This window comes from Phyllobacterium sp. 22229 (genome assembly GCF_052056495.1).
GTDB lineage: Bacteria > Pseudomonadota > Alphaproteobacteria > Rhizobiales > Rhizobiaceae > Phyllobacterium > Phyllobacterium myrsinacearum.
Genome location: NZ_JBQEPA010000032.1, coordinates 14,508 through 39,931 on the forward strand (window position 1 = coordinate 14,508; position 25,424 = coordinate 39,931).

The following is a 25,424-nucleotide window of genomic DNA, read 5'->3' on the forward strand; positions in this document are numbered from 1 at the left end:
AACGAATTTCGATCAAACCGGGTTCAATCCCAGGAGAGATAAAATGGCTGCCAAAGAAGTAAAATTCGGCCGCGACGCGCGCGAGCGCATGCTGCGCGGTGTCAATATCCTTGCTGACGCTGTCAAGGTAACGCTCGGCCCGAAAGGCCGTAACGTTGTTATCGACAAGTCCTTCGGCGCTCCGCGCATTACCAAGGACGGCGTAACCGTTGCCAAGGAAATCGAACTGGAAGACAAGTTCGAAAACATGGGCGCACAGATGGTGCGTGAAGTCGCTTCGAAGACGAACGACATTGCCGGTGACGGCACCACGACTGCGACTGTTCTGGCCCAGGCAATCGTTCAGGAAGGCGGCAAGGCTGTTGCTGCCGGCATGAACCCGATGGACCTGAAGCGCGGCATCGATCTTGCTGTTGCAGAAGTCGTCAAGCAGCTCGGCAAGAGCGCCAAGAAGATCAAGACTTCGGAAGAAGTTGCGCAGGTTGGCACGATCTCTGCCAATGGCGAAACCGAAATCGGTGAAATGATTGCCAAGGCAATGCAGAAGGTCGGCAACGAGGGTGTTATCACCGTCGAAGAAGCCAAGACCGCTGACACCGAACTCGAAGTCGTCGAAGGCATGCAGTTCGACCGCGGCTACCTCAGCCCATACTTCGTCACCAACCCTGAAAAGATGGTTGCTGACCTCGAAGACGCCTACATCCTTCTGCACGAGAAGAAGCTCTCGAACCTCCAGGCTCTCCTGCCGGTTCTCGAAGCTGTCGTCCAGACTTCCAAGCCGCTCGTCATCATCTCCGAAGACGTCGAAGGCGAAGCTCTTGCAACGCTCGTCGTCAACAAGCTGCGCGGCGGCCTGAAGATTGCTGCCGTCAAGGCTCCTGGCTTCGGCGATCGCCGCAAGGCCATGCTGGAAGACATCGCAATCCTCACCGGTGGTCAGGTTATTTCCGAAGATCTCGGCATCAAGCTCGAAAGCGTTACGCTCGACATGCTCGGCCGCGCCAAGAAGGTGTCGATCACCAAGGAAAACACCACGATCGTTGACGGTCATGGCAAGAAGGGCGAAATCAACGCCCGCGTCGGCCAGATCAAGCAGCAGATCGACGAAACCACATCCGACTACGACCGTGAGAAGCTGCAGGAACGTCTTGCCAAGCTCGCTGGCGGTGTTGCCGTTATCCGCGTTGGCGGTGCAACGGAAGTTGAAGTGAAGGAAAAGAAGGACCGCGTCGACGACGCCCTCAACGCAACACGCGCTGCTGTTGAAGAAGGCATCGTTCCCGGCGGTGGTGTTGCCCTGCTCCGCGCTTCGGCAAACCTGACACTCAAGGGTGCAAACTCCGACCAGGATGCTGGCATCAACATCGTTCGTCGCGCTCTGCAGGCTCCGGCTCGCCAGATCGCAACAAACGCAGGTGACGAAGCTTCCATCGTTGTCGGCAAGATCCTTGAGAGCAAGAAGGAAACCTACGGCTACAATGCGGCCAATGGTGAATATGGCGATCTGATCGTCATGGGCATCGTCGACCCGGTCAAGGTTGTTCGTACGGCTCTGCAGGACGCAGCATCGGTTGCCGGTCTTCTCGTTACGACTGAAGCCATGATCGCCGAAGCTCCGAAGAAGGACAACGGCGGCGCTCCCCAGATGCCAGGCGGCGGAATGGGCGGCATGGGCGGCATGGACTTCTAATCAGTCCACGCCAATCGCATACGGAAAAGGCGGGCTTTTGCCCGCCTTTTTTGCTGTCCGTGTTTTAAGCAATGTTCGATCAAGGCGTGTCGATCGGGGAGAGATCGCCCGGTTATGGCCTGTTAAACCGACAAGAGCTTTACCGGTACACCACTTGCTTCAATGATATTGGCCGCAATTTTATCGAAAGTGACGAACACTTCACCGCCCAATCGTTGCCCGTCGAAGGCGATCACGCCATCGGCAAAGTCACCGCCCGCGTCGAGCACGGCAAGGCCGGCCTCGACGGCGGCTTTGGCGGAGACCACATTTTCGCTTTCGGTCAAAGCACGCACGGCCGGCGCAATATCGCTTCGATCAAACTTATAGCCCCTGGCGAGCACCCAACAGAATTCGCACAGGGACGTCGTACTGACAGCCACCAATTCAACCTCTCTGAGGAGATTGGCCGCGGTGGCGGACTGGACCGGATCGTCTTGAACAACCGCTCTGAGGAGAACATTGGTATCAAGCGCGGCTTTCATTTTTTGAGACCCGCCCATCCGTCCGCAATGATCTCATTCATCTCTTCGACGCTGAGCGGTTTTTGATCCGGGCGGCTTAGAAGCCCGATAAAATTCTCTATCGAACCAGACCGCTTGGCGGCATGAACTTCAACCTTGCCGTTGGGCAGAAGCTCAGTCACGATTTTGTCGCCGGGCTGCACGCCCAGATGCTGAAGTACTTCTTTTCGAAGGGTAACCTGGCCCTTGGCCGTCACTGTCAGTATGCTCATCACATCGCCGCCTGTTCAATCCGCAGCAAAGTAAGGCATTTTTACCTTACTTTCAAGAGTGCATGGCGAACGCGCTACTCCGCAGCTTCGGCAAACGAGGCGGCAATGTCAGCCACGCCGGTAGCGTTGTCGAACCGTGCCCGCGCATTGGCGATACGTTGCTCATTCTGGATAGCGAAATCCGCCAGCCCGCGAACCGGCACCAGCAGCTCGCGGCCAAGATCGGTCAGCGCGTAGTCCACGCGCGGCGGAATGGTCGGATAGACGGTCCGGGTGACGAAGCCGTCGCGCTCAAGCCCGCGCAGGGTGCTGGTGAGCATCTTTTGTGAAATTCCGTTGATGGTTCGTCTCAGCTCGTTAAAGCGCATTGAACCATTGCCCAGATAGTTGATAACCAGAACGGTCCATTTGTCACCGACGCGGGCCAGAATGTGATTCACCGCCGTGCAGGCAGAGGTTACTTGGAAGTGCTTCGGTTTCAAAAAAGTGCCTCCTTGCGGGTATTTTCAACAGTCACTTATATAGCGCCAGTAACCAATAGTTACCATAGCGAAAACCTGAGGAATTCTGAATATGACGAAACTGAAGATCGGCATCATCGTTGGCAGCACGCGCATTGGCCGCTTTGCCGAGTTCCCGGCAAAATGGATCGCCGAGATTGCAGGCAAACGCGCCGATGTCGAGGTCGAAATCCTTGATCTCATCGACTATCCGATGGCGTTCTTCGGCGAAGAGCGCGCAACCACGGAACAGAGCGAGACAGCGGAACGCTGGAAGAAGAAACTGCGCGAATTCGATGCCTATGTGGTTACGGTCGCCGAATACAACCATGCGCCGACGGGCGTGCTGAAAAACGCGATCGATCTTGGCGATTTCATCCACAAGCCGGTCGGTTTCGTCGGCTATGGCGGCGTCGGCGGCGCGCGTGCCGTCGAGCACCTTCGCCTGATTTTCGTCGAGATGAGCGCGGCATCGGTCAAAACCGGCATCCACATCTCCTTCCCGGAATATCTGAGCGTGGTCAAAGGCGAAAAGACGCTTGGCGACTATGCCCACCTGAATGAAGCAGCCACCAATCAGCTCGACCAGCTTGTCTGGTGGGGACAGGCGCTGAAGGCAGCCCGCTCCGCATAAATTCTAAAGGGCGGCCATTCCAACGGCCGCCCTTTTGCTTTTCAGCCATACCGAACAGGGAGACCCGCCATGACCAAGAAGCTTACCCTCATCAGCCATCTCCTTTGCCCCTACGTGCAGCGCGCGGCGATTGCACTGGCGGAAAAAGGCGTGCCCTTCGACAAGATCTATATCGATCTCAATGCCAAGCCGGACTGGTTCCTCAAGATATCGCCGCTGGGCAAGGTCCCGCTCCTCAAGGTGGAACAGGACGACGGCAGCGAGGCCATCCTGTTTGAAAGCTCGGTCATTGCCGAATATATCGAAGAGACCGAGGGTGAACCGCGCCTGCATCCCGACAATGCCCTCGACCGGGCCCGCCATCGCGGCTGGATGGAATTCGGCTCGACCATCCTTTCGGATATCTGGTCACTGGAAACCACCAAAGACGCAGCGCTGTTCAACGACAAGCTCGCGACACTGAAAGCCAAGTTTGCCCGCCTCGAAGAGGTTCTCGGCGACGGGCCGTTCTTTGCCGGAGCAAAATTCAGCCTTGTCGATGCGGTGTTTGCTCCGGTTTTCCGCTACTTCGATACGTTCGATGCACTCGGCGATCACGGCGTGTTTGCCGCTTACCCGAACGTGCGTGCGTGGCGCCGCGCCCTGTCGGAGCGGGCGAGCGTCAAGGCTGCGGTCACGCCGGAATATCCGCAGCTGCTGCGCCAGTTCATGGAGCGCTACGATGCGCACATGCTGAAGCTGGCCGCCTGAGCGTGTCCCGGCTATTGGTCTGACCAGACCGCAAGCTCGTAGCCATCCGGGTCGGCGAAGTGAAAGCGCCGGCCGCCCGGGAAATCGAAAATGGGCTTGACGATTTTTCCGCCGGCTGTTTCGACGCGCTTCTGAGCACCGGCAAGGTCATCGGCGAAGAGAATGACCAGCGGCCCGCCGGTCCGCGCATCACCGCCTGCAGCAAAGCCGCCGGTGAGATTGCCGTCGGAAAATTCGCAATATTCCGGCCCGTAATCCTTGAAAGTCCAGCCGAACGCCGCGCCATAGAAGGCCCGCATGCGGCCGATATCACTGACGTTGAATTCGATATAGTCGATCCGTTTGTCCTTGCCCGATGGAGCCATCATCTGTCCTTCATGTCTGTGGTGTTTCCAAAACGGCTTTCAATGCCGTCAAATCTCTCAAAACCCAGGCGGCGTCTTCGGCAAACTTCCCGTCGCTCATCTCAGGCATGCGGAACAGCGTGAAACTGACCTCGCAGCCATCATTGTTCGGGATCACGCGCAGCGGCACATAGACCTCCTCGCCGGTCTCCGTCACGACCCAATGATCCAGCACCCCATAGGCATTCAACGGGGCGAAGCGGATGCGTAGTTTCCCGGCCGGCCCGTCCGCAAGCCATTCGTCGCCGAGTTTCTGCAAACCGGATGCCAGTCCGGATGCCCATTTCGGCACATTCTCCGGATCGGACGCGAAGTCATAAACCGCGCGCCAATCCCGTTCGATGGAAACCTGTAGAGTTCGCGAGTCACGCGTCACCACGGCCTGTCCTCCCCATTTGCATGTTACCTATCGTTGATCCCCCGGCCCTGTCTTGAACAAAACGGCCAATCAGGCGGCCATCTGCTGCACGACGTCGCCGGGCGAAATGCCCGCCAGCGCTTTTACCTCCCGGCTCAGATGCGCCTGATCGGCATAATCCGCCTCAAATGCCAGCATGCCAAGGCTGCTTTCCGGTGTACATTGCGCCAGATGGAGGAAATGCTGAAAGCGCAGGATGCGTTCGAGTGTCTTTGGACCATAGCCGAAATGGGTCCGGCAGTGCCGCCGCAACGTGCGCGCACTCATGTCGAGATGGCTGGCAAGCCGGGAGACATGCGACCCCTCGCCCACCCGGCCAAGCACCGAGAAGGTATGGGCCATAACCGCATCAGGCCGGTCAATCGCGCCCGCCATTGCGGCGATGCCCGCTTCCAGCCGCCGCATGGCATCCGCTTCGGATTGTGCCGGGCTCAGGGTGTCCACAAGCGCGGCAGCCTTTGCGCCCCACAATTCACTGAGATCAACGCGCAAGCCGACGAGTTCGGACATGGGCAGGCCAAGCCATTTTGCGGCGGCGCCCGGCGCGAAGCGCAAGCCGACGACGCTCGTAATACCCGGATCAACCACATGGGGTGCGACGTCGGGCCCGGCCACGCTCAAACGGCCTTGCGACCACAGAATATCGACGCAGCCATCGGGAACAACCGTCACCGGCTTTCCCCCGGCATGTGGGCTCACATGGCTCCAGACGCAGAGAAAATGCGGCTTGAGCGCCGCCTGGGGCACCGACTCACGATACTGCCCCGAGCAATTGGCAAGAACAGGCGTCTCCTGGTGTGAATTCATGGGGAACCCCGCTGAAATTTTCGTTTGCGCAGAACGCCGTATAATCGATTTTATCCCATTGCCGAACGATTTCCAGAACAACATTCTCCTGGCAAACCTTGCCTCGCGCGGAGGTTAGCAGTAGTTCTTCCGGCAACTTCCAACAGGATAGAAAGCACGATGAGCAATACCCGCACCGAAACAGATACGTTTGGTCCCATCGAAGTCGCCGCGGACAAATACTGGGGCGCGCAAACCGAGCGCTCGCTGCATAATTTCAAGATCGGCGGCGAAAGAATGCCGATCCCGCTCGTCCGCGCCCTCGGCATCGTCAAGCGCGCTGCCGCCGAGACCAACATGGCGCTCGGCAAGCTCGACGAGGTGACCGGCCGCGCCATCACCGTCGCAGCGGAAGAAGTCATCGAAGGCAAGCTGGACGATCATTTTCCGCTCGTCGTCTGGCAGACCGGTTCCGGCACCCAGTCGAACATGAATGCCAATGAGGTCATTTCCAACCGCGCCATCGAGATGCTTGGCGGGGAAAAGGGCTCGAAGAAGCCGGTTCATCCGAACGACCACGTCAATATGAGCCAGTCGTCGAACGACACGTTCCCGACCGCCATCCATATCGCCACCGCCGTCGAGGCGACCAAGCGGCTCTATCCTGCCCTTGACCATCTCACCGCCGCCCTGGCGAAGAAGGAAAAGGCCTTTGCCGATATCATCAAGATCGGCCGCACACATACCCAGGACGCGACACCGGTCACGCTCGGCCAGGAATTCTCCGGCTATCGCGCCGCGTTGGAATATGCCCGCAAGCGCATCGAACAGAGCCTTGCCGATGTGTTCCTGCTGGCGCAGGGCGGCACGGCCGTCGGCACCGGCCTGAATGCCCCCGTTGGTTTCGATACCGGTTTTGCCGAAGCCGTGTCGGATATCACCGGCCTCAGCTTCAGGACGGCACCCAACAAGTTCGAAGCGCTTGCCAGCCATGGCGCGCTCGCCAACTTCCATGGCAGCCTGAATGCGCTTGCCACCGATCTTTTCAAGATTGGCAACGACATCCGCTTTTTGGGTTCGGGCCCCCGCTCCGGCCTGGGCGAACTGAAGCTGCCGGAAAACGAACCGGGCTCATCGATCATGCCGGGCAAGGTCAACCCCACGCAGGCCGAAGCGCTGACGATGGTGGCCGCACAGGTATTCGGCAACCAGACGACCGTCACGGTTGCAGCCAGCCAGGGCCATTTCGAACTCAATGTCTTCAAGCCGGTTATTGCCCTCAACGTCCTGCAGTCGATCCGTCTGCTTGCGGATTCGATGGTGTCCTTCGCCGACAATTGCGTCGAAGGCATCGAAGCGGATGAAGTGCGCATCAAGGACCTGCTCGAGCGTTCCCTGATGCTGGTGACGGCGCTTGCGCCCGCCATCGGCTATGACAATGCCGCCAAAATCGCCAAGACCGCCCACAAGAATGGCACGACCCTGCGCGAGGAAGCACTGGCCAGCGGCCACGTTTCGGCCGAGGATTATGACCGCCTCGTTCGCCCGGAACGCATGATCGCACCGGAATGAGAAGAGAAAATCATTTCGTTGTGAACAATGCGTCGAGAAAATAGTGGCTTTGTTTGACAATCGAATTTAGATATTCGGTTGTCACGACAAACTCTGGAGAACGATCCCATGTCAGACAACGCACTTGCCAACTCAACAACGTCCAGCAATGCCATCGTCACGCTGATCAGCCGCATTCTGCTGACCCTTTTGTTCATCCCGGCGGGATATGGCAAGCTGACCAACCTGGCCGGTACGGCTGAATATTTTGCAGCCAAGAGCCTGCCGCTGCCAACGGTAACAGCTGTTATCGTCGGTCTCGTCGAACTCGTGGGCGGCCTTGCCGTTCTCTTCGGCTTCCAGACACGCTATGCCGCCATTCTTCTCGGCCTCTTCACGCTCGGCGCCGCCTATGTCGGTCACTGGGCACCGTTCGAAAGCATCCAGTTCTTCAAGAACCTTGCTATTGCCGGCGGTTTCTTCGTTTTGGCCCAGCATGGTGCAGGCTCGCTTTCGGTCGATGCCAAGCTTCGCTGAAATCAATCGAGGTTCCATGAAAAAGGCCGCTCGCAGCGGCCTTTTTTATTGTCCGGTTTTCCCGTCAGTTTGAAGCCTTGGCTTCGCTCACCAGAACCGGTTTGTCCCGGTAATCCTGCGGGAAGAACTTGCTGAGGCCCTCGATCTTGGGCAGATCGTAATAGGCGATATAGGGCTGCGACGGATGCAGCGTTGCATAATCCTGATGATAGCCCTCCGCGGGATAGAATGTATCCAGCGCGGAAATCTTGGTGACGATCGGTCCCGAATAGGCCTTTGCCTTGTCCAATTGGGCGATATAGGCCTGGGCAATCTTCGCCTGATCCTCATTGGTGGTGAAAATCGCCGAGCGGTACTGTGTTCCCGAATCCGGCCCCTGCCGGTTCAGTTCGGTCGGATTGTGCACCACGGAGAAATAGACCTGCAGGATCTTGCCGAGGCTGACCACCTTGGGATCGAACGTCACCTCGACGGATTCCGCGTGGCCCGTGTTGCCGGAACTGACTGTCTCATAGCTCGCGGTTTCCTTCTTGCCGCCGGAATAGCCGGATACGGCATTGGTGACGCCCTTCAAGTGCTGGTAGACACCCTGCACGCCCCAGAAGCAGCCGCCGGCGAGAACGATCGTTTCCGTCTTTGCGGTTGCCGTCTGGTCGATAGCGGGTGGCGGCACCATGGTGATGCTTTCGGCAAAGGCGGTGGCCGGCGTAAAGATGAGGCAGGAGGCGAGCAGAATTTGACGCAATTTCATATCGATGATCCTTTCCCGGATATCAGGCGGCAGCTTGTTTGAAGGTAAGGGCAACGCCGTTCATGCAATAACGCAGACCGGTCGGCTGCGGCCCGTCGTCAAAGACATGGCCGAGATGGCCGCCGCAGCGGTGACAATTGACGGCGGTGCGTGTCATGCCGAATGAACTGTCCGACACTTCCGTCACGGCTCCCTTGATCGGCGCCCAGAAACTCGGCCAGCCGGTGCCGCTGTCAAATTTTGTATCGGAATCGAAGAGCGGCAGATCACACCCGGCGCAGGCAAAGGTCCCCTTGCGCTTTTCGTGGTTGAGCGGGCTTGAGAACGGACGCTCCGTGCCTTCCCGGCGCAGCACGTCATACTGGTCCGACGTGAGCAGCTTCTTCCATTCGGCATCCGTGTGCTCGACCTCAAACGTGCCGGCTGCATAGGCCTTGGGCTGGGTGGAAAAGCGTGCGGCAAGCAGCGCTCCAAGTCCCAGAACAGCACCGCCAAAAAGCGATCGGCGTGTCATCATGACAAAGTCTCCCTGAACAGGATGACCGAAACATACCAGTCATCTGCAGGGGAATACGTATGGGAGGCAACAAAAGTTACAGGGCCCGCGCAATATCACGGATAGTTGATGCTTAGCCGTGCGCTATCGCCGCCTGTATGCGCTGCGCCAGGGCCGCAACGGCCGCTGGATCGGCACTGCGGCGCGAGGAAACCAGGCACGCCTCCGATTTGAGGATGATGCCGTCTTCCAGCACTTTCAGATGATTGGCCTGCAGGGTCGAACCGGTCGAGGTGATATCAACGATAATATCGGCGGAGCCGGATGCGGGCGCGCCCTCGGTGGCGCCAAGGCTTTCAACGATGCGGTAGACCTGGATACCGTGCATCTGCGAGAAAAACTGCTGGGTCAGGCGCCAGTATTTGGTGGCGATCCGCAAACGCCTGCCGTGGCGCTGGCGGTACTCGGCAGCCACATCGTCAAGGTCAGCCATCGTGGATACGTCGTACCAGACTTCCGGCACGGCCACGACCACATCCGCATGGCCGAACCCCAGCCGCGCTTCGATCTGCACGCGCTCGTCGGCGGAGGACAGGCTCTCGCGGATGAGGTCCTCGCCTGTCACACCGAGATCAACGCTGCCATAGCCAAGCTCGCGGGCAATCTCCGAGGCCGACAGAAACAGGATGTCGATCCTGCTGTCGCCCTCAACCTGCGCACGATAATTGCGCTGATCTTTCGGCAGGATGACCTTCAGTCCGGCCTTTTCAAGCACGTCCAGCGCCTGTTCCTTGAGGCGGCCTTTGGAGGGAAGCGCGAGCGTGATGGTCATTGCGCCTCTCCGGCAATTTTCTCCAGCCGGTCGAGCCAGATCGAAAAACCGACGCCGGGAATGGAATCGACGGCGCCGAGCATGGTCAAAAGCCGGTCATAGCGCCCGCCGCCGACAATGGCGCCGAGGTCGGGCCTGTTCAGTGCGCGGGTTTCGTAGACAAGGCCGGTGTAATAATCGAGCGGGCGGCCAAAGGCAGCGTCGTAGACGATATTTTCCTGCTCGATCCCCGCTTCGCGCACGGCAACAACCCGGGCTTCGAACTGGTCGAGAGCAGGACCGAGGTCAAATTCATTGGCACGCGAGAACGTGCGCAGATGGGACGACGCAGCCTGCAACGGCACGCGTATGGCAAGAAAAGTTTCGAGCGCGGCAAAGGCCTGCGCCGGCAGCTTGACCGAGGCCAGATTGGCCTTCTCGATCAGGCGGCGCGCAATCTCCTGCGGGCTGCGCCCGGCACCGGGCGACAGACCCGCCACCTGCATGTCCTGCTCCAGCGCGGCGGCAAGTCCGGTCTCGTCGCCGTCTGCAACCAGCGCAGTGAGATGGTCGGGTAGAGAACCGTTCTTCTGGCTGGACGAGAGATCGGCGAGCAGGCTCTTCAGCTGACCCGGATTGCCAAAGGCGCGCGCCAGCTTTTTCTGCCAGCCGCGCGGCAGGCCGAGTGCCGCCAGAACCGCTTCGAAAATCGCCTGATCGCCGAGCAGCGTTTCAAGCTCGGTCTTCGGCGCGACGAGACGGATGGAGGCAATGGCGTCTGCCAGCGACCGGGCATCGGCGCGGGCGCGGTTGGCATCGCCCAGATCCTCAACCCCAGCCTGAAAGAACTCGTTGCCGCCCTCACGCCGCTGGCGGAAGACTTCGCCGAGATAGCCATAGCGCTTGGGTGTGGCGGCATTCAGCTCGATGTGGTTGCGGCAGACCGGTATGGTAAATTCCGGGCGCAGGCACAGGCTCTGGCCATTCTCGTTCTCGGTGAGGAAAATCCGGCGGCGCAAGTCTTCGCCCGCCATATCGAGAAACTGGTCAGCTGGTTGAATGACCGGAATATCCACAAGCTCCGCATCCCGCGCTGAAATCAGCGCGGCGAGATCACTGGCAAAGACAGGAGCACGGGAACCGGTCATATCAGATCAGCCTGCCTTCGCGGCGTTGGCACGATCCTCAGCCTGGGCTTCGAGAATCTTGCGCACTTCCGCCACGAGATCGCTTTCCCTGGCAGTGATCTGTGCCTGACGGCCTTCGCGCCACACGGTATTGTCCTCGATCTCGGCCGAAAGACGCGCCCCTTCGATCAGGTCCTTGATCTGCACTTCACCATTGTCGCGTTCCTGCGAACCCTGAATGATCACACAGGGTGCGCCGCGCCGGTCGGCATATTTCATCTGCGGCTTCATACCGGAACCGCCAAGATACATTTCGGCGCGAATGCCCGCCTGTCTGAGGTCCGAAACCATCTTCTGGTAGCGGCCGAGACTTGCCGTGTCGCGGTCCATGACCAGCACGACGACCGGCCCGACATTATCCGACGTGTCGAGCTTGCCGAGGTTCTTCAGGGCCGTCATCAGGCGTGACACGCCGATGGAAAAGCCCGTTGCCGGCGTGGGTTCGCCGCGGAAACGCGACACCAGACCATCATAACGGCCGCCGCCGCCGACGGAACCGAAAACGACCTTTTCGCCCTTCTCGTTGGTCACGTCGAAGGTCAGTTCGGCTTCGAACACCGGACCGGTATAATATTCGAGACCGCGCACCACGGACGGGTCAATGCGAATGCGTGCGCCATAACCGGCAGCCGACGACAGGGCCTCGATGGTGGCGAGTTCGGCAACGCCTTCGACACCCTTGTCGTTGCCGGCGACAACGGCTTCCAGATTGGCAATGGTTTCGCTGCCATTGGCACCGCCAGCGGAGGTAAATGCCAGCACCTTGGTGATCGCCGCCTCGTCGAGGCCCGCGCCCTTGGTGAAGTCGCCGCTTTCGTCAAGACGGCCCTTGCCAAGCAGCAAACGCACACCGTCGGCGCCGAACTTGTCGAGCTTGTCGATGGCGCGCAGGACGACCAGACGCTGGCCCATCTTGTCATCGCCGCCGAGGCCGATGGACTCCAGCACACCGTCGAGCACCTTGCGGTTGTTGACGCGGATGACATAGTCGCCGCGCTTGATGCCGACAGCTTCCATCACATCGGCCATCATCATGCACATTTCCGCATCCGCCGAGACGGAGGGCGCGCCGACCGTATCGGCATCGAACTGCATGAACTGGCGGAAACGGCCGGGACCCGGCTTTTCGTTACGGAACACCCAGCCCGCGCGGTAGCTGCGATAGGGCTTTGGCAGGCTCTCGAAATTCTCCGCTACGTAACGCGCTAGCGGCGCGGTCAGATCGTAGCGCAGCGACAGCCACTGCTCGTCATCGTCCTGGAAGGAGAACACGCCCTCGTTCGGCCGGTCCTGGTCGGGCAGGAACTTGCCCAGCGCATCGGTGTATTCGATGAGCGGCGTTTCCACCGGCTCGAAACCGTAGAGGTCATAGACCTTGCGGATATCAGCCATCATCGTTTCGGCTGCACGCAGATCATCGGGAACCCGATCCACAAAACCGCGCGGCAGCCGCGCCTTCAACCTGTCTGCCTTCGTTGTCATGATTTTGATCCGATACCCTGAAGTGAATTGGAGTTTGCTCTAACCGATCAGGGCATGGAGGGCAAGGAATTACCGGCTCGCAATTGCCGCAGCAAAGCGGGTTCGCAGGCCGTTTTCAGTTTACTACAGGTGGATCAGACAGGCCGCTTGAAGTTCGCGCGGATTTTTTCGATCTCCGCCCGGCATTTGCAACCTTCCACATGGTCGTTCACCAGACCCATGGCCTGCATATGCGCATACATGGTGGTCGGGCCGACAAAGCTGAAACCGCGTTTTTTCAAATCCTTGGAAAGACGCACCGATGCCGGTGTCGTCGGATTGGCCATCAGCGTGCCGTAGTCGACAATGCTGGGGCGCTCTTCAACCGGTGGTTCAAAACTCCAGAAATAGGCGGCAAGCGAACCTTTCTCCTCGAGGAGTTCAAGGACACGCCTGGCATTGTTGATGGTTGAGGTGATCTTGCCGCGATGACGGATGATCCCGGCATTGGCCAGCAGCCGCTCGATATCCTTCTCGCCATAGCGGGCGATGCGTTCGAAATCGAAACCGTCGAACGCCTCGCGGAAATTCTCGCGCTTGCGCAGGATGGTCAGCCACGACAGGCCGGATTGAAAGCCTTCCAGGCATATCTTTTCAAACAGGCGGCGGTCGTCCGTCACGGGCCGTCCCCACTCGTGATCGTGGTAATGGATATATTCCGGCAGCGCGCCGGGCCAGGAACATCTGGTCTCGCCGTCTTCGCCCGTCATCAGACCCGTCTTTACCCGCGCTTCTTCCGTCATCTGCCTGTCCTTCCGGAACATGTTCACCTGGCATTAACCAGTCGCCGAAACCATCCGGTAACCACAACAAATAGTTTCCGGAAAGAATCGCTTTTTATTGATCCTCGTTCACTTTTTTCTACCGCCGCGCGGGCAAACTCAATCCGAAACCTGACAAATCCTGTCAGGAGCGTTGATTGCCAAGAGAATTGTCCGATGAAGACCGCGTTGCTGCTTGCCACCTCCTGCCTGACCGTCTTTGCCTTCCACGCCAATGCCAGCGAGCGCTATGCCACGCGGCCGCCGGTGGTCATGAGCCCCGATCTGTCCGCGCCCTGGGTGATGCAACTGCGGGAGCGCCCCGTCGGCACCTCGGCGAATATTCGTGACCGGGTTATCCTGAGCGACCCGCCGGCGCGCGGAACAAGCATGCATCGCCGCGAGGCGCGCCGTCCGGCCCGGACCGAAGAGGCGGCCAACCCCGCCGTGCGCGAAGTGTCATTCCGCCGCCCGGCCGAACCTGCCGCCGAAGCGCAGCCCAAAAAGCGCGCCATGGACCCGAAATTCCTGCCGCAGACCGTTGCCTATAGCGGCCCGCAGGCGCCCGGCACCATCGTCATCGACACCTCCCAGCGTTTCCTCTTTCTCGTCGAAGCCGACGGCCAGGCGCGCCGCTACGGTGTTGGCGTCGGCAAGGAGGGGTTCGGCTGGAACGGCACCAACAACATCACCCGCAAGGCGGAATGGCCCGACTGGCGCCCGCCCGCGTCGATGATCGAGCGCGAGAAAGAAAAGGGCCGGATTCTCCCGGTTCACATGGAAGGCGGCCCGGCCAATCCGCTCGGCGCCCGCGCACTCTATCTCGGCGATACATTGTACCGTATTCACGGCACCAACGCACCCTGGACAATCGGTCAGGCCGTCTCCAGCGGATGTATCCGCATGCGCAATGAAGATGTCACGGATCTCTACGAACGCGTCAAAGTCGGCACGAAAGTCGTTGTGATGTGAGAGTTAGTGGGGACGGCACCGGGGGCGGTGCCGAAACTGGGCGGTGGTTCCATGGGAGCCACCGCCATTCTTTTGCCTATCCGGCAGCACGCATGACAGGTGCAGGCACACCCTCCGGACACGGCCCGCCATAGACCCAGTCCAGCAACTCCACCGTATGAACAATGGGCAGCTTCGCAGCGCTGGCGATCTGCGTGATGCAGCCGATATTGCCTGTGGCGATGACGCTGGCGCCCGTTGCCTCGATGTTTTTCACCTTGCGGTCACGCAGCGTGCGGGCAATCTCCGCCTGCATGATGTTGTAGGTTCCGGCGGAGCCGCAGCAAAGATGCCCCTCGGCAGGCTCGCGGACGGTGAAACCGGCAGCCTTCAGCAAATCCTTCGGCTGCCGTGTCAGCTTCTGGCCATGCTGCATGGAACAGGCGGAGTGATAGGCGACGACGAGATCCGCCTGATGCTGCGGCGCGGGCAGATTAAGGGTCGTCAAATATTCGGTGATATCCCTGGCCAGCGCCGAGATAACGGCCGCCTTGTCGCGGTAATCCGGATCGAGCCGCAGCATATGGCCGTAATCCTTGATCGTCGTGCCGCAGCCCGACGCCGTGACGATGATGGCGTCAAGCCCGCCCGTGTTCAACTCACGCGTCCAGACGTCGACGTTGCGGCGGGCATCGTCCAGCGCAGCCTCCTCGCGCCCCATATGGTGGACGAGAGAGCCGCAGCAGCCCTCGCCTTTCGGCACGACAACTTCAACACCGAGGCGGGTCAAAAGACGGATTGCCGCCTCGTTGATGCCGGGCTTCAGCACCGGCTGGGCGCAGCCCGTCAGGATGGCGACCCGGCCCCGCTTTTCCTGTGCCGGCTTGTGCAGGCCCGGCTCGGCAAAGCGCGATGTTGCCGGAACGGATTTCGGCGCGAGATCGAGCATGGCTGCAACCGGTTTCAGTGCCGGGATGGACTGGAACAGCGGCGCCAGGGGACGGCCGAGTTTCGCCGCCGTCAATGACAGCCGGAAGCGCTGGGGATGCGGCAGAACGAACGCCAGCAGCGCCCGGATGAAACGGTTCATCACCGGACGTTTATAGGTTTTTTCGATGTGGGCGCGGGCGTGATCGACCAGATGCATGTAGTTGACGCCCGATGGGCAGGTTGTCATGCAGGCAAGGCAGGACAGGCAGCGGTCGACATGCTTGACGATCTGCTCATCGGCGGGACGGCCATTTTCCAGCATGTCCTTGATGAGATAGATGCGCCCGCGCGGGCTGTCGAGTTCATTGCCCAGCGTGACATAGGTCGGGCAGGTGGCGGTGCAGAAGCCGCAATGGACGCATTTGCGCAGGATCTTTTCGGATTCGGCAACGCCGGGGTCAAGCAACTGCTGCGGGGTGAAGTTGGTCTGCATGCTACACTCCTGCAACCATGCGGCCGGGATTGAGAATACCGTCCGGGTCAAACTGCTGTTTCAGCCGCTTCGACAGCGCCGCCAGTGCTGCGGGCTGCGGTTCAAAGACAGGGGTGGCGGCGCGGACCGCATCGGGTGCGCGCACCAGCGTGGCATGGCCGCCGCCATATTTGCGGATGAGGGCCCGGACTGCCTCCGCTTCGGGTTCTCCATCGAGCCGCATCCAGACCAGCCCGCCCTGCCAGTCATAATAGGCATCGGCCGCAGCGCCCATGCGCATGGATGCCACCAGCTTGTAGGCTTCCATCGGCGCCATGGACACGCGCCAGACCGGCCGTTCGGTTCCATCGGCAAACGGGATGACATCGCGCACTTCCTGCCAGAGCTTGCGCGATATCTCACCGGACAGTTCCTCAATGGCACCAGCGGATGACAGCAAGCCGCGCAGCATCGCCGCACGGTCGGCAACGGAGGGCGCAAACCCCTCCAGCCGCAGTAATGTCGACGCCTCGCCTTTCAGAACGCCATCGACAAGCCGTCCGCAAATGTTCACCGGCAGGTGCGCCGCGGACGCCACCTCGCCGCTCGATCCCATGGCGATGGCCATGGCCCGTGCAGCCTCGTCATCCATCAGGCCACGCATAACGAGCGTTGTCTCCGTCTCCGGCGCGGGCAGGACCTTGAAGGTGATTTCCGTTGCGATGCCAAGGGTGCCCCAGGAATTGGCCATGCCCTTGGAAAGGTCGTAGCCAGTGACGTTCTTGACCACCCGGCCGCCCGATTTGAACAGCTCGCCGCGTCCCGAGACAACACGCACGCCCAGCACGTGATCGCGGGCCGATCCCGCCTTCAACCGGCGCGGACCACACAGATTGGCAGCAAGGACACCACCAAGGCTGCCCTGCCCCGCCGCCTGTCCCAGCAATGGCCCGTAATCCATGGGTTCGAACTGAAAGGCCTGCCCCTTGGACGCAAGCAAGGCCTCCAGTTCCGCAATGGGTGTTCCCGCCTTGGCACTCAATACCAGTTCATCCGGTTCATAGAGTGTCACGCCGGAATGGTTCGACAGGGCTATCGTGTGCTCGGTCTGCAGCGGACGGCCGAGACCGCGCTTCGACCCATGGCCGCAGACCTCCACCGGTGCGCCCTCGGACAATGCCCACTGCACCGCCTCGACAATCTCGGCTTCGGTTGAAGGGGTGAATATGGTCATGTCAGCGCGCCCAGAAAGCTCCGGCCCCGCGGCGAGAGCCGGTAGCCAATGTCGAGACTGATGGTCAAGCCGACCTCCTTGAGTTTGCGCACATCACGCTTGAATTTGAGCTTTTCAACGCCGAGCCGGGCGGCAAGATCCGCCGCCGCCATTTCCGGGTGGTCCGCAATCACTTGCAATATCTTCCGGTGGTAGCCCGGTTGCGCCGCCGCCTTGTCCCAGCGGGCGAGCCGGTCCGCGAGGCCGGCAATATCCGCCTGCGACAAGGCCTCCTCGCGCAAGGCTATTCTCTCGTCCACGTCCACGCCCGCAATGGCTATACGGTAGATCGCGCCGTTGCCCTGGCGCAGGTCCCGCTCCAGGGCCGCAACGTCAGCAAATCCCGCCCGCTTCGCCTCGTCTGCCGTGATCTTTTCCCGTGCGGCCAGAGAGACCTCGCCTATGATCAATGAGCCGATGGCCGTCCGCAGACGCGATCCTGTTTTCACGGTCGGCCGGGTCCAGCGCCGGAATGCCAGATCGACATCCCCGCGGGCAATGGCTTCGAGCGTATGTGCCCTGAACAACATCGGTCAGAATCTCGGAATGTCGGGAAACGGCACCTGACCGCGGTGGACATGCATCCGCCCCAGTTCGGCGCAGCGATGCAACTGCGGGAAAACCTTTCCGGGGTTGAGCAGATGCTTGTCATCGAAGGCGCATTTCACGCGGATCTGCTGGTTGAGATCGATCTCGTTGAACATTTCCGGCATCAGCTCACGTTTCTCGACACCCACGCCATGTTCACCGGTGAGAACACCGCCCACCTTGACGCACAGCCGCAGGATATCGGCGCCAAAATCCTCCGCCTTGCGCAGTTCACCGGGAATATTGGCATCGTACAGGATGAGCGGATGCAGATTGCCATCCCCCGCATGGAAGACGTTGGCGACGCGCAATCCATATTTTTCCGAAAGCGCCCGCATGCCCGCCAGAACCTGCGGCAGTTCCTTGCGCGGGATAGTGCCATCCATGCAGAGGTAATCCGGTGAAATGCGCCCGACCGCCGGAAAGGCCGCCTTGCGCCCCGCCCAGAACGTCATCCGCTCCTCTTCGCTCTGCGATATGATGCAGGAGGAGGCGCCGTTTCTGCCGGCGATCTTCTCGACCATGTCGATCAAATGGTTGACCTCCACCGCCGGACCGTCGAGCTCGATGATCAACAGGGCTTCGACGTCGAGCGGATAACCCGCATGGACGAAATCCTCGGCGGCGTGGATCGCCGGACGATCCATCATTTCCATGCCGCCCGGAATGATGCCGGCAGCGATAATATCGGCAACGCATTGCCCGGCGGTTTCGCTTGAGGGGAAACCAACCATCAGCGCGCGGGCCGTTGCTGGCTTCTGCAGGATGCGGACGGTGACTTCCGTCACCACGCCCAGCAGACCTTCCGAACCGGTCATCAGGCCGAGCAGGTCATAGCCTTCCGAATCGAGATGCTTGCCGCCAAGCCGCACGACCTCGCCGCTGATCAGAACCATCTCCAGACCGAGGACATTGTTGGCCGTCAGCCCGTATTTCAGGCAATGCACGCCGCCGGAATTTTCCGCGACATTGCCGCCGATCGAACAGGCGATCTGCGACGATGGGTCCGGCGCGTAATAAAAACCTTCATGTTCCACCGCCTTGGTGATGCCGAGATTGGTCACGCCCGGCTGCACGACGGCAACGCGGTTGGGATAATCGATTTCAAGGATGCGGTTGAACCGCGACATGACGAGCAGCACCGCATCTTCGAGCGGCAAGGCGCCGCCGGACAGCGATGTTCCCGACCCGCGCGGCACGACTTTCACATTGTTGTCGTGGCAGTATTTGAGGATCTGTGAAACCTGCCGCACGGTCTGCGGCAGAACGACAACGAGCGGAAGCTGGCGATAGGCGGTCAGCGCATCGGACTCGAACGCGCGCATTGCGCTGGCAACGTCGACAACGCCTTCACCCGGAACGATGGCCTGCAAGGCGGCAACGATCTCCTTGCGGCGCGACATGGTCGCCGCATCGGCTTTCGGCATCACCAATCCGGACATGAAACCTCCTCCAGCAAACTCCTTAACTGGTAAATTATGTTTACCAGTGTCCATTCGAGTTTGTAAACAGTCTAAACTGTTGAATGGAGGCGGCACACAGCCAAAGTGACGCGTCTCACAGCAGACCCTCAAAGCCAGCGACAAGCGCGACAAGCCCGAATTCAAAACCTTCATCCGGCGAGACATTCTCGAGCTTCCTGAAGGCTTGACCGAGCAGCGGAAACTGCACGCCTGTCTCCGGCGCCATATCGCTCCCTGTTCCGTGCCCGGGCAGACCATTTGCCGCCATGGCGGCCTGCTGCTCGAGCACCGAACCGACGACATAGTGCCCGGCCGCCTGCAGGATGTACCCGGCCGCCACAATATCAAATCCTGCGGCAACCATGAAACCGAGCTGCGCTTCCACTGCTGGGTAAAGTGCCGGACTGGGCCGCGACCCCGCGTGGACCCTGGCCCCGTCGCGGTAGGCGAGCAAGGCGCGCCGGAAGCTGCGTGCATTCTCGATGAGGAAATGCCGCCAGTCCTCATCCGGCAGCGGCAGGGAGCGGCTGTGGTTTTCCACCAGCATGGCCTCGGCCAGCGCATCGAGCAAAGCGGCCTTGTCTTTGAAATGCCAATACAATGCTGGCTGCTGCACCCCCAGAGCCGCCGCAATGCGCCTTGTGGTCAGGCCATCGACGCCCGTTTCGCCGAGCAGATCCAGGGCCGTCCTGATGACTGCCTCGCGCTGCAATTTGATATCACTTCGTTTTGCCATGCTTGACAATTTATCACCGATAAAGGATATGCGTCCAGTTACTTATCAATGATAAATAAGAGTTATCCATGACTTTCGACAAACCCCTGATCGTGATTCTGACAACGGTTACCCTTGATGCTGTAGGCGTGGGCATGATCATGCCCGTCCTGCCGGAACTGCTGACGGGGCTGACGCATGCGGACAACGTTGCTGCTCATTACGGCATTCTCCTTGCTCTCTATGCGCTGATGCAGTTTCTGTGCGCGCCGCTTCTGGGGGCGCTGAGCGACCGCTTTGGCCGGCGGCCGGTCATCCTTGTCTCCCTCGCCGGGGCGACGGCGGATTATCTGGTCATGGCGTCGGCCATGGTGCTGCCGCTGCTTTATATTGGCCGCATCATTTCGGGGGTTACCGGCGCAACCATGTCCGTGGCAAGCGCCGCCATCGCGGATATCACCCCGCAAGACGGCCGCGCGCAGCGGTTCGGCATGATCGGCGCCTGTTTCGGCCTCGGCTTCATTGCCGGCCCCCTGCTGGGCGGCATTGCCGGAGGTTCCGGCATCCACTACCCGTTTGTGCTGGCCATGATGCTCAACGGCGCCAACTTCCTGCTCGCGCTTTTCTTCCTGCCGGAAACCAGAAAAGGTGTGAAAGCGCCGCTTGCGGCCCAAAATCTCAATCCGCTTGGCGGTTTCCGCCGGGTGACCGGCATCAGGAGTCTGACACCGCTCGTCACGGTGTTCACGCTGATCCAGCTTATCGGCCAGGTGCCTGCAGCGCTGTGGATCCTCTACACGCAGGACCGGTTCGCCTGGAGCGTTTCGGCCGTGGGTCTTTCGCTGGCCGCCTTCGGCCTGTGCCATGCGCTCGTCCAGGGGCTGCTTACCGGTCCCATCACTGAAAAGCTCGGCGAAAGGCGCACGCTGATCCTTGGAATGGGCATGGACGGCATCGGCTATGTGCTGATGGGCTTTGCCAGCCAGAGCTGGATGGTCCTGCCCATCCTTGTCTTCCTGTCCATGGGCGGCATCGCCAGCCCCGCGCTCCAGTCGATCATCACGCGGCAGGTCGATGAAACCAGGCTAGGCGAAGTCCAGGGCATTCTTGCCAGCGCAACAAGCCTGACCGGCATCATCGGACCGGTGGCGTTTACCGCCATCTATGCTGCCACCCGGCCCGGCTGGAGCGGCTTTGTCTGGATTTCCGCTGCGATGCTGTACATTCCTTGCATTCCGCTGTTGCGCGCCATCGCCTATCGCCGGGCGGCAGGCCCTTCAGGGGCTTGACCTTGGATTGATCCCGCGGAAAGAGTGCGCCGATGGATCATCTGAATGACATGGAAATTTTTGCGCGCGTGGTTTCATCCGGCAGCATGTCGGCGGCGGGGCGGGAGCTCGGCCTGTCGCCCGCCGTCATTTCCAAGCGGCTGCGGCGGCTTGAAGAGCGGCTGGGCACCCGCCTCCTGCAGCGCACCACCCGGCAAATTGCCCTGACCGAAACGGGGCAAGGCTATTACGAGCGGGTCCTGGCGATCCTGTCGGGTGTCGAGGAAGCGGAAGCTTTCGTATCGCGCCGTTCCGAACAGGCACACGGCCTGCTGAAAGTCTCGGCGCCCACCACCTTCGGGCGCATGCATATTGCGCCGCATCTCGAACCCTTCATGCGGGCCAATCCGGATCTGTCCATCAATCTCATGCTGACGGATGAATTTGCCGATATTGTCGGGGAAGGCTATGACCTCGCCATCCGCATTGCGGAGCTGTCCGATTCCAGTCTGGTGGCGCGCAAGCTCGCGCCAGTGCAAAGATATCTCGTTGCATCGCCGCGCTATATCGCCGAGCACGGAACCCCGCATTCCATTGCGGACCTCGACCATCATATCTGTCTTGCCGCCCATAACGGCGATCCCTGGCGGCTGAACGGGCCGGATGGCAGCGTATCCCTGCGCCCGACCGGGCCGATCCTGACCAATTCGAGCGAGGTGGTGCGCGCCGCTGTGCTCGGCGGTCTTGGCATAGCCTTGCGCTCCACCTGGGACATCGGGCCTGAACTTGCTGCCGGCCAGCTTGTCCGCGTGCTGACCGGCTACGCTGCTTCGCACAACATCGCGATTTACGCGATTTATCCCTCAAGGCAGTTTCTGCCGGCGAAGGTCCGCGTGTTCATCGACTATCTCGCGGCGCTCTACGGCCCAGTGGCGCCATGGGACCGGGTCTGATCAGTCATCATTGTGGGATTTGCGGATCGATTTCACCAGAAACCACATGGCAATGATCGCTATGGGAACAAAGGCAGCGGTGACAACCGATGAGTGCAGTTCCGGCACATAGGCTTCGGCGCCCTTGGCAAGATAATAGAACAGGCCCACGACATAGTAGGAAATCGCGGCCACCGACAGGCCTTCCACCGTCCGCTGCAGGCGCAGCTGCAGTTGCGCACGCCGGTTCATCGAGCTCAGGAGATCGCGGTTCTGCCGTTCCAGTTCCACGTCAACCGACGTGCGCAGCAGCGTGGCGGCGCGCGAGAGTTTTTCCGACAGGTTTTCCTGTCTTCCGCTGACGGAATGGCATGTGCGCATGGCAGGTGCCATGCGCCGCTGGATGAACGCCGCCCAGGTTTCATAGCCGGTCACCGGCTCTTCCTGCAGCGCGGCCAGCCGTTCCAGGACGATGCCATTATAGGCCCGGCTTGCCCCGAACCGGTACAGGCTCGAGGCTGCATCGGCTTCGAGTTCCGCGGCAAGGGAGGTCAATTCATCGAGCAGTTTGTGATTGTCGGCATCCGGTACGCGCATTTCCGTGGTCAGACCCGCCAGGCGGTCTTCGATGCGGCGAATGCGCGGCGACAGGGACTGCGCCAGCGGCAGGCCGAGCATGGCAAGGGTCCGGTAGGTCTCGATTTCGATCACACGCTGCGACAGGGCACCGGCGCGGGCGGGCGACAGGCCATCATCGAGGATCAGGATGCGGGTCATGCCGTCGCCGTCCTGCCGGAAATCCGTCACGATGGATGCACGGCCGTTCTCGACATCGCTGTAGCAGAGGCTGGCCGGATCGAATTCCTCCACCAGCGCCGCGGCGCCATTGTCCTTGCGGATAATCTCCAGCCGCACGCCGTCAATCACGGTGCCCGGCGGATTGAAGCCCTCCCCGAAGGGATGCTGTGCTGCCTGGCCGGCGCGCGGCAACGGACCTTCCCACAGATAGGTCGAGAACTCCGTATGCCGCTCCCAGCGCAACGTGCCGTTGCCCCAGGGCATGATGTGGTGGCGGGCATCGCGCGCGGGAGGCGCTATGCCTATGCTGCGGCTGAGCTCCGCCAGAACCGCATGATCGACCGTGGAACCGCCTTCGGTCATGAAAGCGAGCTGGATGAGAAGGCGCGGCGTGTCCACCAGGGGATAGGGCCGCGCATGCACTTCACCCAGCGCCACGCAACGCTCCGCATGCCCCGGAAAGCCCATCACGCCCGGACCCGTGGCCGCGTTGGAAAATGCCGCCGCTGTTTTCAGTCTTTTCCCCTTCATACCGGCCCCTTTGGTGGCGTGTTCACAAGATGGTGAACGCAATGACCGGCCCTTTCAATGCTCCTTTACGCCGGAAGGCTGCGGCTATGCGACGCTTGCCAACTGGATCAAAGAATTGACCAGTTTCGTGATTTGCCGGTACGCTGTCAGGACACATCACTCCTGCGGACGATTTTCATCATGAGCAGCCCGGTTTTTGCCCGCATCCACTCCTCGCGAACAGCCGATGACATTATCGGCCAGATCGAGACACTCATTCTCGAGGGTATTCTGCGCGTGGGCGACCGCTTGCCGGGGGAGCGCGACCTTGCCGTGCAGTTCGACGTGTCGCGCCCCATTCTGCGCAGCGCGCTGAAGGCTCTCGAAGCCAAGGGATTGCTTGTCGCGCGCCATGGCGGCGGCACCTTCGTTGCCGATGTCATCGGCGAGGTCTTTTCCAAGCCAGTCATGGAGCTGATCTCCAGCCACCCGAAGGCAGCAGCGGACTATCTCGAATACCGCCGGGAGATCGAAAGCATCGCGGCGGATTATGCCGCGCGCCGGGCAACGGACGATGACCGCCTGCTTTTGCGCGGTATCGTTGACGCGATGCAGCGCGCCTACGAGACCGATGATTTCAAACGGGAGGCCGAGCTGGATGTCGAATTGCACAGCACCATCGGCGAATGTGCCCACAACATCATTCTGCTGCACACGTTGCGCTCCTGCTACCGGCTGCTCGCCGACGATGTGTTCTACAATCGCACCCTCATCTACGGCTTTCCCGGCGCCCGGGAAAAGCTGCTGCAGCAGCATCTGTCCATCGCCGCCGCCATCCTGGCTGCAGATCCCGACGGGGCGCGGGCTGCCGTGCACGGGCACATCGACTTTATCGAACAGGCCCAGAAAGAGGCGGCGCGCAGCAATGCCTGGCAGGAAACATCGCGGCTGCGGCGCAGCCAGAGGGAGCTGGACCGCCCATGAAGACAATCGACTTCAAACATGCGCGCGGTCCCGATCGCCTGCGGGTCTATGCCATCGGTGACGTGCATGGCCGCCTCGATCTCCTGCAGGAGATGCACCGGCGAATTCTGGTTGAAAACGCCAAGGAGCCGCCGTTCGACTGGGTGGCGGTGCATCTCGGCGACTATGTGGATCGCGGCCCGGATTCCAGGGGGGTGCTGGATCATCTGGTCAACGCCCAGAGGAAGAACCACCGCATGCTGACGCTGGCAGGCAATCACGATGTCGGATTTCTGGATTTTCTGGCCACGGGCGACGCTCATGGCGTCTTCGCCCGGCATGGTGGCAGGCAGACAGCGCGCTCCTATGGCGTAACGATCGATTTTGACGATCCGGCCTCGGTGGCAGCGGGACGCTCCGCCCTGCTGCGCGCCGTGCCGGCAACCCATGTGGAGTTTCTGCGCGGTTTGCGCCGCTCGATGATCCTCGGAGATTTTTTCTTCTGTCACGCCGGTATCAGGCCCGGGGTTGATCTCGACCGGCAAAATCCGGACGATCTGATCTGGATTCGCTGGGAGTTTCTCGACGATCCCCGGTTGCATTCCAAGGTCGTCATTCACGGTCACACACCGGCCAGCGATGTGGAAGTGCGGCAGAACCGGGTCAATCTGGATACCGGCGCCTATGCCAGCGGCCGCCTCAGCGCCATCAGGATCGACGCTGAAGCCAAGTCTTTTCTGGAAGCGATTGTTTAACGCGAGGCGGAGCTGATTCCGTAACCATCGCTCGATACGGTGCGGCCTCCGGCATCAACCGATACCAGTTCGGCGCCCATGAAAAGGATCGATGCAAGCATCATTGCGGTCAAAAGGGCGGCACTTTTCATCGTCATTCGGGCGTTTCCATCAGTCTCTACGGCCTGGCTTCATGCCAGCTAACCGGCCCGGCAACTACAGCGCACAATTCTTTCCAGCAAGTGAACGAAAGCC

General features: G+C 60.5%; 29 protein-coding genes. 10 read left to right on the forward strand and 19 right to left on the reverse strand.

Annotated elements, in window-relative coordinates:
• Positions 1-43: 43 nt before the first annotated feature.
• Positions 44-1,690: a chaperonin GroEL gene (groL, locus tag ACTJJ7_RS26180; protein ID WP_105736257.1), complete on the forward strand. Its 1,647-nt coding sequence runs from the start codon at positions 44-46 to the stop codon at positions 1,688-1,690.
• Positions 1,691-1,812: 122 nt separating this feature from the next.
• On the opposite strand, the gene ACTJJ7_RS26185 is transcribed toward groL, so the two are convergent.
• The 3 genes from ACTJJ7_RS26185 to ACTJJ7_RS26195 all read right to left on the reverse strand — a co-directional run bounded on the left by ACTJJ7_RS26185 (position 1,813) and on the right by ACTJJ7_RS26195 (position 2,947).
• The gene (locus tag ACTJJ7_RS26185) at positions 1,813-2,214 is read right to left on the reverse strand and encodes a type II toxin-antitoxin system VapC family toxin (protein ID WP_440969308.1); all 402 of its coding nucleotides are present in this window, start codon (positions 2,212-2,214) and stop codon (positions 1,813-1,815) included.
• Complete coding sequence (locus ACTJJ7_RS26190) at positions 2,211-2,465, reverse strand: AbrB/MazE/SpoVT family DNA-binding domain-containing protein (RefSeq protein WP_130268749.1); 255 nt, start codon at positions 2,463-2,465, stop codon at positions 2,211-2,213. The genes ACTJJ7_RS26185 and ACTJJ7_RS26190 overlap by 4 nt, the downstream gene beginning before the upstream one ends.
• A gap of 74 nt (positions 2,466-2,539) precedes the next feature.
• Positions 2,540-2,947, reverse strand: coding sequence for a winged helix-turn-helix transcriptional regulator (locus ACTJJ7_RS26195; RefSeq protein WP_105736264.1), 408 nt, complete (start codon positions 2,945-2,947; stop codon positions 2,540-2,542).
• A gap of 91 nt (positions 2,948-3,038) precedes the next feature.
• Between ACTJJ7_RS26195 and ACTJJ7_RS26200 the strand changes: the two genes are divergently transcribed.
• Both ACTJJ7_RS26200 and ACTJJ7_RS26205 read left to right on the forward strand, forming a co-directional pair.
• Positions 3,039-3,599, forward strand: a complete 561-nt coding sequence (locus ACTJJ7_RS26200) for an NADPH-dependent FMN reductase (protein ID WP_105736266.1) — start codon at positions 3,039-3,041, stop codon at positions 3,597-3,599.
• A gap of 69 nt (positions 3,600-3,668) precedes the next feature.
• A complete protein-coding gene (locus tag ACTJJ7_RS26205) occupies positions 3,669-4,349 on the forward strand; it encodes a glutathione S-transferase family protein (RefSeq protein ID WP_105736268.1) in 681 nt (226 codons plus the stop codon).
• A gap of 11 nt (positions 4,350-4,360) precedes the next feature.
• On the opposite strand, the gene ACTJJ7_RS26210 is transcribed toward ACTJJ7_RS26205, so the two are convergent.
• The 3 genes from ACTJJ7_RS26210 to ACTJJ7_RS26220 form a co-directional block, all read right to left on the reverse strand.
• Positions 4,361-4,714: a VOC family protein gene (locus ACTJJ7_RS26210; RefSeq protein WP_105736738.1), complete on the reverse strand. Its 354-nt coding sequence runs from the start codon at positions 4,712-4,714 to the stop codon at positions 4,361-4,363.
• A 10-nt stretch (positions 4,715-4,724) separates the two neighbouring features.
• On the reverse strand, positions 4,725-5,132 hold the full coding sequence (locus ACTJJ7_RS26215) for an SRPBCC family protein (RefSeq protein WP_105736270.1): 408 nt from the start codon (positions 5,130-5,132) through the stop codon (positions 4,725-4,727).
• A gap of 69 nt (positions 5,133-5,201) precedes the next feature.
• On the reverse strand, positions 5,202-5,978 hold the full coding sequence (locus ACTJJ7_RS26220) for a helix-turn-helix domain-containing protein (protein ID WP_440969309.1): 777 nt from the start codon (positions 5,976-5,978) through the stop codon (positions 5,202-5,204).
• 159 nt (positions 5,979-6,137) lie between these two features.
• Between ACTJJ7_RS26220 and fumC the strand changes: the two genes are divergently transcribed.
• Both fumC and ACTJJ7_RS26230 read left to right on the forward strand, forming a co-directional pair.
• Entirely contained in the window at positions 6,138-7,529 is a 1,392-nt protein-coding gene (gene fumC, locus ACTJJ7_RS26225) for a class II fumarate hydratase (protein ID WP_105736274.1), read from the forward strand.
• Positions 7,530-7,637: 108 nt separating this feature from the next.
• Positions 7,638-8,045 carry a DoxX family protein gene (locus tag ACTJJ7_RS26230; RefSeq protein WP_105736276.1) on the forward strand — a complete coding sequence of 136 codons (408 nt, stop codon included), beginning with the start codon at positions 7,638-7,640 and terminating at the stop codon, positions 8,043-8,045.
• 64 nt (positions 8,046-8,109) lie between these two features.
• On the opposite strand, the gene msrA is transcribed toward ACTJJ7_RS26230, so the two are convergent.
• From msrA to ACTJJ7_RS26260, 6 genes are all read right to left on the reverse strand, one after another.
• A complete protein-coding gene (gene msrA, locus ACTJJ7_RS26235) occupies positions 8,110-8,796 on the reverse strand; it encodes a peptide-methionine (S)-S-oxide reductase MsrA (RefSeq protein WP_440969310.1) in 687 nt (228 codons plus the stop codon).
• 22 nt (positions 8,797-8,818) lie between these two features.
• On the reverse strand, positions 8,819-9,313 hold the full coding sequence (msrB, locus tag ACTJJ7_RS26240; RefSeq protein WP_440969311.1) for a peptide-methionine (R)-S-oxide reductase MsrB: 495 nt from the start codon (positions 9,311-9,313) through the stop codon (positions 8,819-8,821).
• Between the two features lie 112 nt (positions 9,314-9,425).
• Positions 9,426-10,124, reverse strand: a complete 699-nt coding sequence (gene hisG / locus ACTJJ7_RS26245) for an ATP phosphoribosyltransferase (protein WP_440969312.1) — start codon at positions 10,122-10,124, stop codon at positions 9,426-9,428.
• Complete coding sequence (locus tag ACTJJ7_RS26250; RefSeq protein WP_440969313.1) at positions 10,121-11,251, reverse strand: ATP phosphoribosyltransferase regulatory subunit; 1,131 nt, start codon at positions 11,249-11,251, stop codon at positions 10,121-10,123. Before ACTJJ7_RS26250 ends, hisG begins: the two co-directional genes overlap by 4 nt.
• A 6-nt stretch (positions 11,252-11,257) precedes the next feature.
• Positions 11,258-12,772, reverse strand: coding sequence for a histidine--tRNA ligase (hisS, locus tag ACTJJ7_RS26255; RefSeq protein WP_440969314.1), 1,515 nt, complete (start codon positions 12,770-12,772; stop codon positions 11,258-11,260).
• Between the two features lie 134 nt (positions 12,773-12,906).
• Entirely contained in the window at positions 12,907-13,554 is a 648-nt protein-coding gene (locus ACTJJ7_RS26260; protein ID WP_440969315.1) for a DNA-3-methyladenine glycosylase I, read from the reverse strand.
• A 195-nt stretch (positions 13,555-13,749) separates the two neighbouring features.
• On the opposite strand from ACTJJ7_RS26260, the gene ACTJJ7_RS26265 reads away from it, so the two are divergent.
• Entirely contained in the window at positions 13,750-14,544 is a 795-nt protein-coding gene (locus tag ACTJJ7_RS26265) for a L,D-transpeptidase (RefSeq protein ID WP_440969316.1), read from the forward strand.
• A 76-nt stretch (positions 14,545-14,620) separates the two neighbouring features.
• Here the strand turns inward: ACTJJ7_RS26265 and glcF are convergent, their stop codons facing one another.
• The 5 genes from glcF to ACTJJ7_RS26290 form a co-directional block, all read right to left on the reverse strand.
• Positions 14,621-15,946, reverse strand: coding sequence for a glycolate oxidase subunit GlcF (glcF, locus tag ACTJJ7_RS26270; protein ID WP_440969317.1), 1,326 nt, complete (start codon positions 15,944-15,946; stop codon positions 14,621-14,623).
• A 1-nt stretch (position 15,947) separates the two neighbouring features.
• Positions 15,948-17,159 carry a glycolate oxidase subunit GlcE gene (gene glcE / locus ACTJJ7_RS26275; protein ID WP_440969318.1) on the reverse strand — a complete coding sequence of 404 codons (1,212 nt, stop codon included), beginning with the start codon at positions 17,157-17,159 and terminating at the stop codon, positions 15,948-15,950.
• Positions 17,156-17,728, reverse strand: a complete 573-nt coding sequence (locus ACTJJ7_RS26280) for an ASCH domain-containing protein (protein ID WP_440969319.1) — start codon at positions 17,726-17,728, stop codon at positions 17,156-17,158. The genes glcE and ACTJJ7_RS26280 overlap by 4 nt, the downstream gene beginning before the upstream one ends.
• 3 nt (positions 17,729-17,731) lie before the next feature.
• Entirely contained in the window at positions 17,732-19,228 is a 1,497-nt protein-coding gene (locus ACTJJ7_RS26285; RefSeq protein WP_130268737.1) for an FAD-linked oxidase C-terminal domain-containing protein, read from the reverse strand.
• Between the two features lie 115 nt (positions 19,229-19,343).
• Complete coding sequence (locus tag ACTJJ7_RS26290; RefSeq protein ID WP_440969320.1) at positions 19,344-19,985, reverse strand: TetR/AcrR family transcriptional regulator C-terminal domain-containing protein; 642 nt, start codon at positions 19,983-19,985, stop codon at positions 19,344-19,346.
• A 68-nt stretch (positions 19,986-20,053) separates the two neighbouring features.
• On the opposite strand from ACTJJ7_RS26290, the gene tet reads away from it, so the two are divergent.
• Positions 20,054-21,253, forward strand: coding sequence for a Tet(A)/Tet(B)/Tet(C) family tetracycline efflux MFS transporter (gene tet / locus ACTJJ7_RS26295; RefSeq protein WP_440969321.1), 1,200 nt, complete (start codon positions 20,054-20,056; stop codon positions 21,251-21,253).
• A 32-nt stretch (positions 21,254-21,285) separates the two neighbouring features.
• Positions 21,286-22,185: a LysR family transcriptional regulator gene (locus ACTJJ7_RS26300; RefSeq protein WP_105736303.1), complete on the forward strand. Its 900-nt coding sequence runs from the start codon at positions 21,286-21,288 to the stop codon at positions 22,183-22,185.
• On the opposite strand, the gene ACTJJ7_RS26305 is transcribed toward ACTJJ7_RS26300, so the two are convergent.
• Positions 22,186-23,493: a DUF3422 family protein gene (locus ACTJJ7_RS26305; protein ID WP_440969322.1), complete on the reverse strand. Its 1,308-nt coding sequence runs from the start codon at positions 23,491-23,493 to the stop codon at positions 22,186-22,188.
• A gap of 180 nt (positions 23,494-23,673) precedes the next feature.
• Between ACTJJ7_RS26305 and ACTJJ7_RS26310 the strand changes: the two genes are divergently transcribed.
• Positions 23,674-24,456: an FCD domain-containing protein gene (locus ACTJJ7_RS26310; RefSeq protein WP_130268734.1), complete on the forward strand. Its 783-nt coding sequence runs from the start codon at positions 23,674-23,676 to the stop codon at positions 24,454-24,456.
• A complete protein-coding gene (locus tag ACTJJ7_RS26315; RefSeq protein ID WP_440969323.1) occupies positions 24,453-25,190 on the forward strand; it encodes a metallophosphoesterase in 738 nt (245 codons plus the stop codon). Before ACTJJ7_RS26310 ends, ACTJJ7_RS26315 begins: the two co-directional genes overlap by 4 nt.
• Here ACTJJ7_RS26315 and ACTJJ7_RS26320 read toward each other — a convergent pair.
• Complete coding sequence (locus ACTJJ7_RS26320) at positions 25,187-25,327, reverse strand: hypothetical protein (RefSeq protein WP_165401767.1); 141 nt, start codon at positions 25,325-25,327, stop codon at positions 25,187-25,189. The genes ACTJJ7_RS26315 and ACTJJ7_RS26320 overlap by 4 nt on opposite strands.
• Positions 25,328-25,424: the final 97 nt, after the last annotated feature.

Excerpts from the sequence above, each read along its gene's own strand:
- ACTJJ7_RS26285 (WP_130268737.1), bottom strand. The coding sequence starts at position 19,228 with ATGTCCGGATTGGTGATGCCGAAAGCCGATGCGGCGACCATGTCGCGC.
- glcE (WP_440969318.1), bottom strand. The coding sequence starts at position 17,159 with ATGACCATATTCACCCCTTCAACCGAAGCCGAGATTGTCGAGGCGGTG.
- ACTJJ7_RS26185 (WP_440969308.1), bottom strand. The coding sequence starts at position 2,214 with ATGAAAGCCGCGCTTGATACCAATGTTCTCCTCAGAGCGGTTGTTCAA.
- ACTJJ7_RS26300 (WP_105736303.1), top strand. The coding sequence starts at position 21,286 with ATGGATCATCTGAATGACATGGAAATTTTTGCGCGCGTGGTTTCATCC.
- ACTJJ7_RS26230 (WP_105736276.1), top strand. The coding sequence starts at position 7,638 with ATGTCAGACAACGCACTTGCCAACTCAACAACGTCCAGCAATGCCATC.
- ACTJJ7_RS26280 (WP_440969319.1), bottom strand. The coding sequence starts at position 17,728 with ATGTTGTTCAGGGCACATACGCTCGAAGCCATTGCCCGCGGGGATGTC.
- glcF (WP_440969317.1), bottom strand. The coding sequence starts at position 15,946 with ATGCAGACCAACTTCACCCCGCAGCAGTTGCTTGACCCCGGCGTTGCC.
- fumC (WP_105736274.1), top strand. The coding sequence starts at position 6,138 with ATGAGCAATACCCGCACCGAAACAGATACGTTTGGTCCCATCGAAGTC.
- msrA (WP_440969310.1), bottom strand. The coding sequence starts at position 8,796 with ATGAAATTGCGTCAAATTCTGCTCGCCTCCTGCCTCATCTTTACGCCG.
- ACTJJ7_RS26320 (WP_165401767.1), bottom strand. The coding sequence starts at position 25,327 with ATGACGATGAAAAGTGCCGCCCTTTTGACCGCAATGATGCTTGCATCG.
- ACTJJ7_RS26310 (WP_130268734.1), top strand. The coding sequence starts at position 23,674 with ATGAGCAGCCCGGTTTTTGCCCGCATCCACTCCTCGCGAACAGCCGAT.
- ACTJJ7_RS26220 (WP_440969309.1), bottom strand. The coding sequence starts at position 5,978 with ATGAATTCACACCAGGAGACGCCTGTTCTTGCCAATTGCTCGGGGCAG.
- hisG (WP_440969312.1), bottom strand. The coding sequence starts at position 10,124 with ATGACCATCACGCTCGCGCTTCCCTCCAAAGGCCGCCTCAAGGAACAG.
- ACTJJ7_RS26305 (WP_440969322.1), bottom strand. The coding sequence starts at position 23,493 with ATGAAGGGGAAAAGACTGAAAACAGCGGCGGCATTTTCCAACGCGGCC.
- ACTJJ7_RS26210 (WP_105736738.1), bottom strand. The coding sequence starts at position 4,714 with ATGGCTCCATCGGGCAAGGACAAACGGATCGACTATATCGAATTCAAC.
- ACTJJ7_RS26205 (WP_105736268.1), top strand. The coding sequence starts at position 3,669 with ATGACCAAGAAGCTTACCCTCATCAGCCATCTCCTTTGCCCCTACGTG.
- groL (WP_105736257.1), top strand. The coding sequence starts at position 44 with ATGGCTGCCAAAGAAGTAAAATTCGGCCGCGACGCGCGCGAGCGCATG.
- ACTJJ7_RS26260 (WP_440969315.1), bottom strand. The coding sequence starts at position 13,554 with ATGACGGAAGAAGCGCGGGTAAAGACGGGTCTGATGACGGGCGAAGAC.
- ACTJJ7_RS26265 (WP_440969316.1), top strand. The coding sequence starts at position 13,750 with ATGAAGACCGCGTTGCTGCTTGCCACCTCCTGCCTGACCGTCTTTGCC.
- ACTJJ7_RS26290 (WP_440969320.1), bottom strand. The coding sequence starts at position 19,985 with ATGGCAAAACGAAGTGATATCAAATTGCAGCGCGAGGCAGTCATCAGG.
- ACTJJ7_RS26315 (WP_440969323.1), top strand. The coding sequence starts at position 24,453 with ATGAAGACAATCGACTTCAAACATGCGCGCGGTCCCGATCGCCTGCGG.
- msrB (WP_440969311.1), bottom strand. The coding sequence starts at position 9,313 with ATGATGACACGCCGATCGCTTTTTGGCGGTGCTGTTCTGGGACTTGGA.
- ACTJJ7_RS26250 (WP_440969313.1), bottom strand. The coding sequence starts at position 11,251 with ATGACCGGTTCCCGTGCTCCTGTCTTTGCCAGTGATCTCGCCGCGCTG.
- ACTJJ7_RS26200 (WP_105736266.1), top strand. The coding sequence starts at position 3,039 with ATGACGAAACTGAAGATCGGCATCATCGTTGGCAGCACGCGCATTGGC.
- ACTJJ7_RS26190 (WP_130268749.1), bottom strand. The coding sequence starts at position 2,465 with ATGAGCATACTGACAGTGACGGCCAAGGGCCAGGTTACCCTTCGAAAA.
- hisS (WP_440969314.1), bottom strand. The coding sequence starts at position 12,772 with ATGACAACGAAGGCAGACAGGTTGAAGGCGCGGCTGCCGCGCGGTTTT.
- tet (WP_440969321.1), top strand. The coding sequence starts at position 20,054 with ATGACTTTCGACAAACCCCTGATCGTGATTCTGACAACGGTTACCCTT.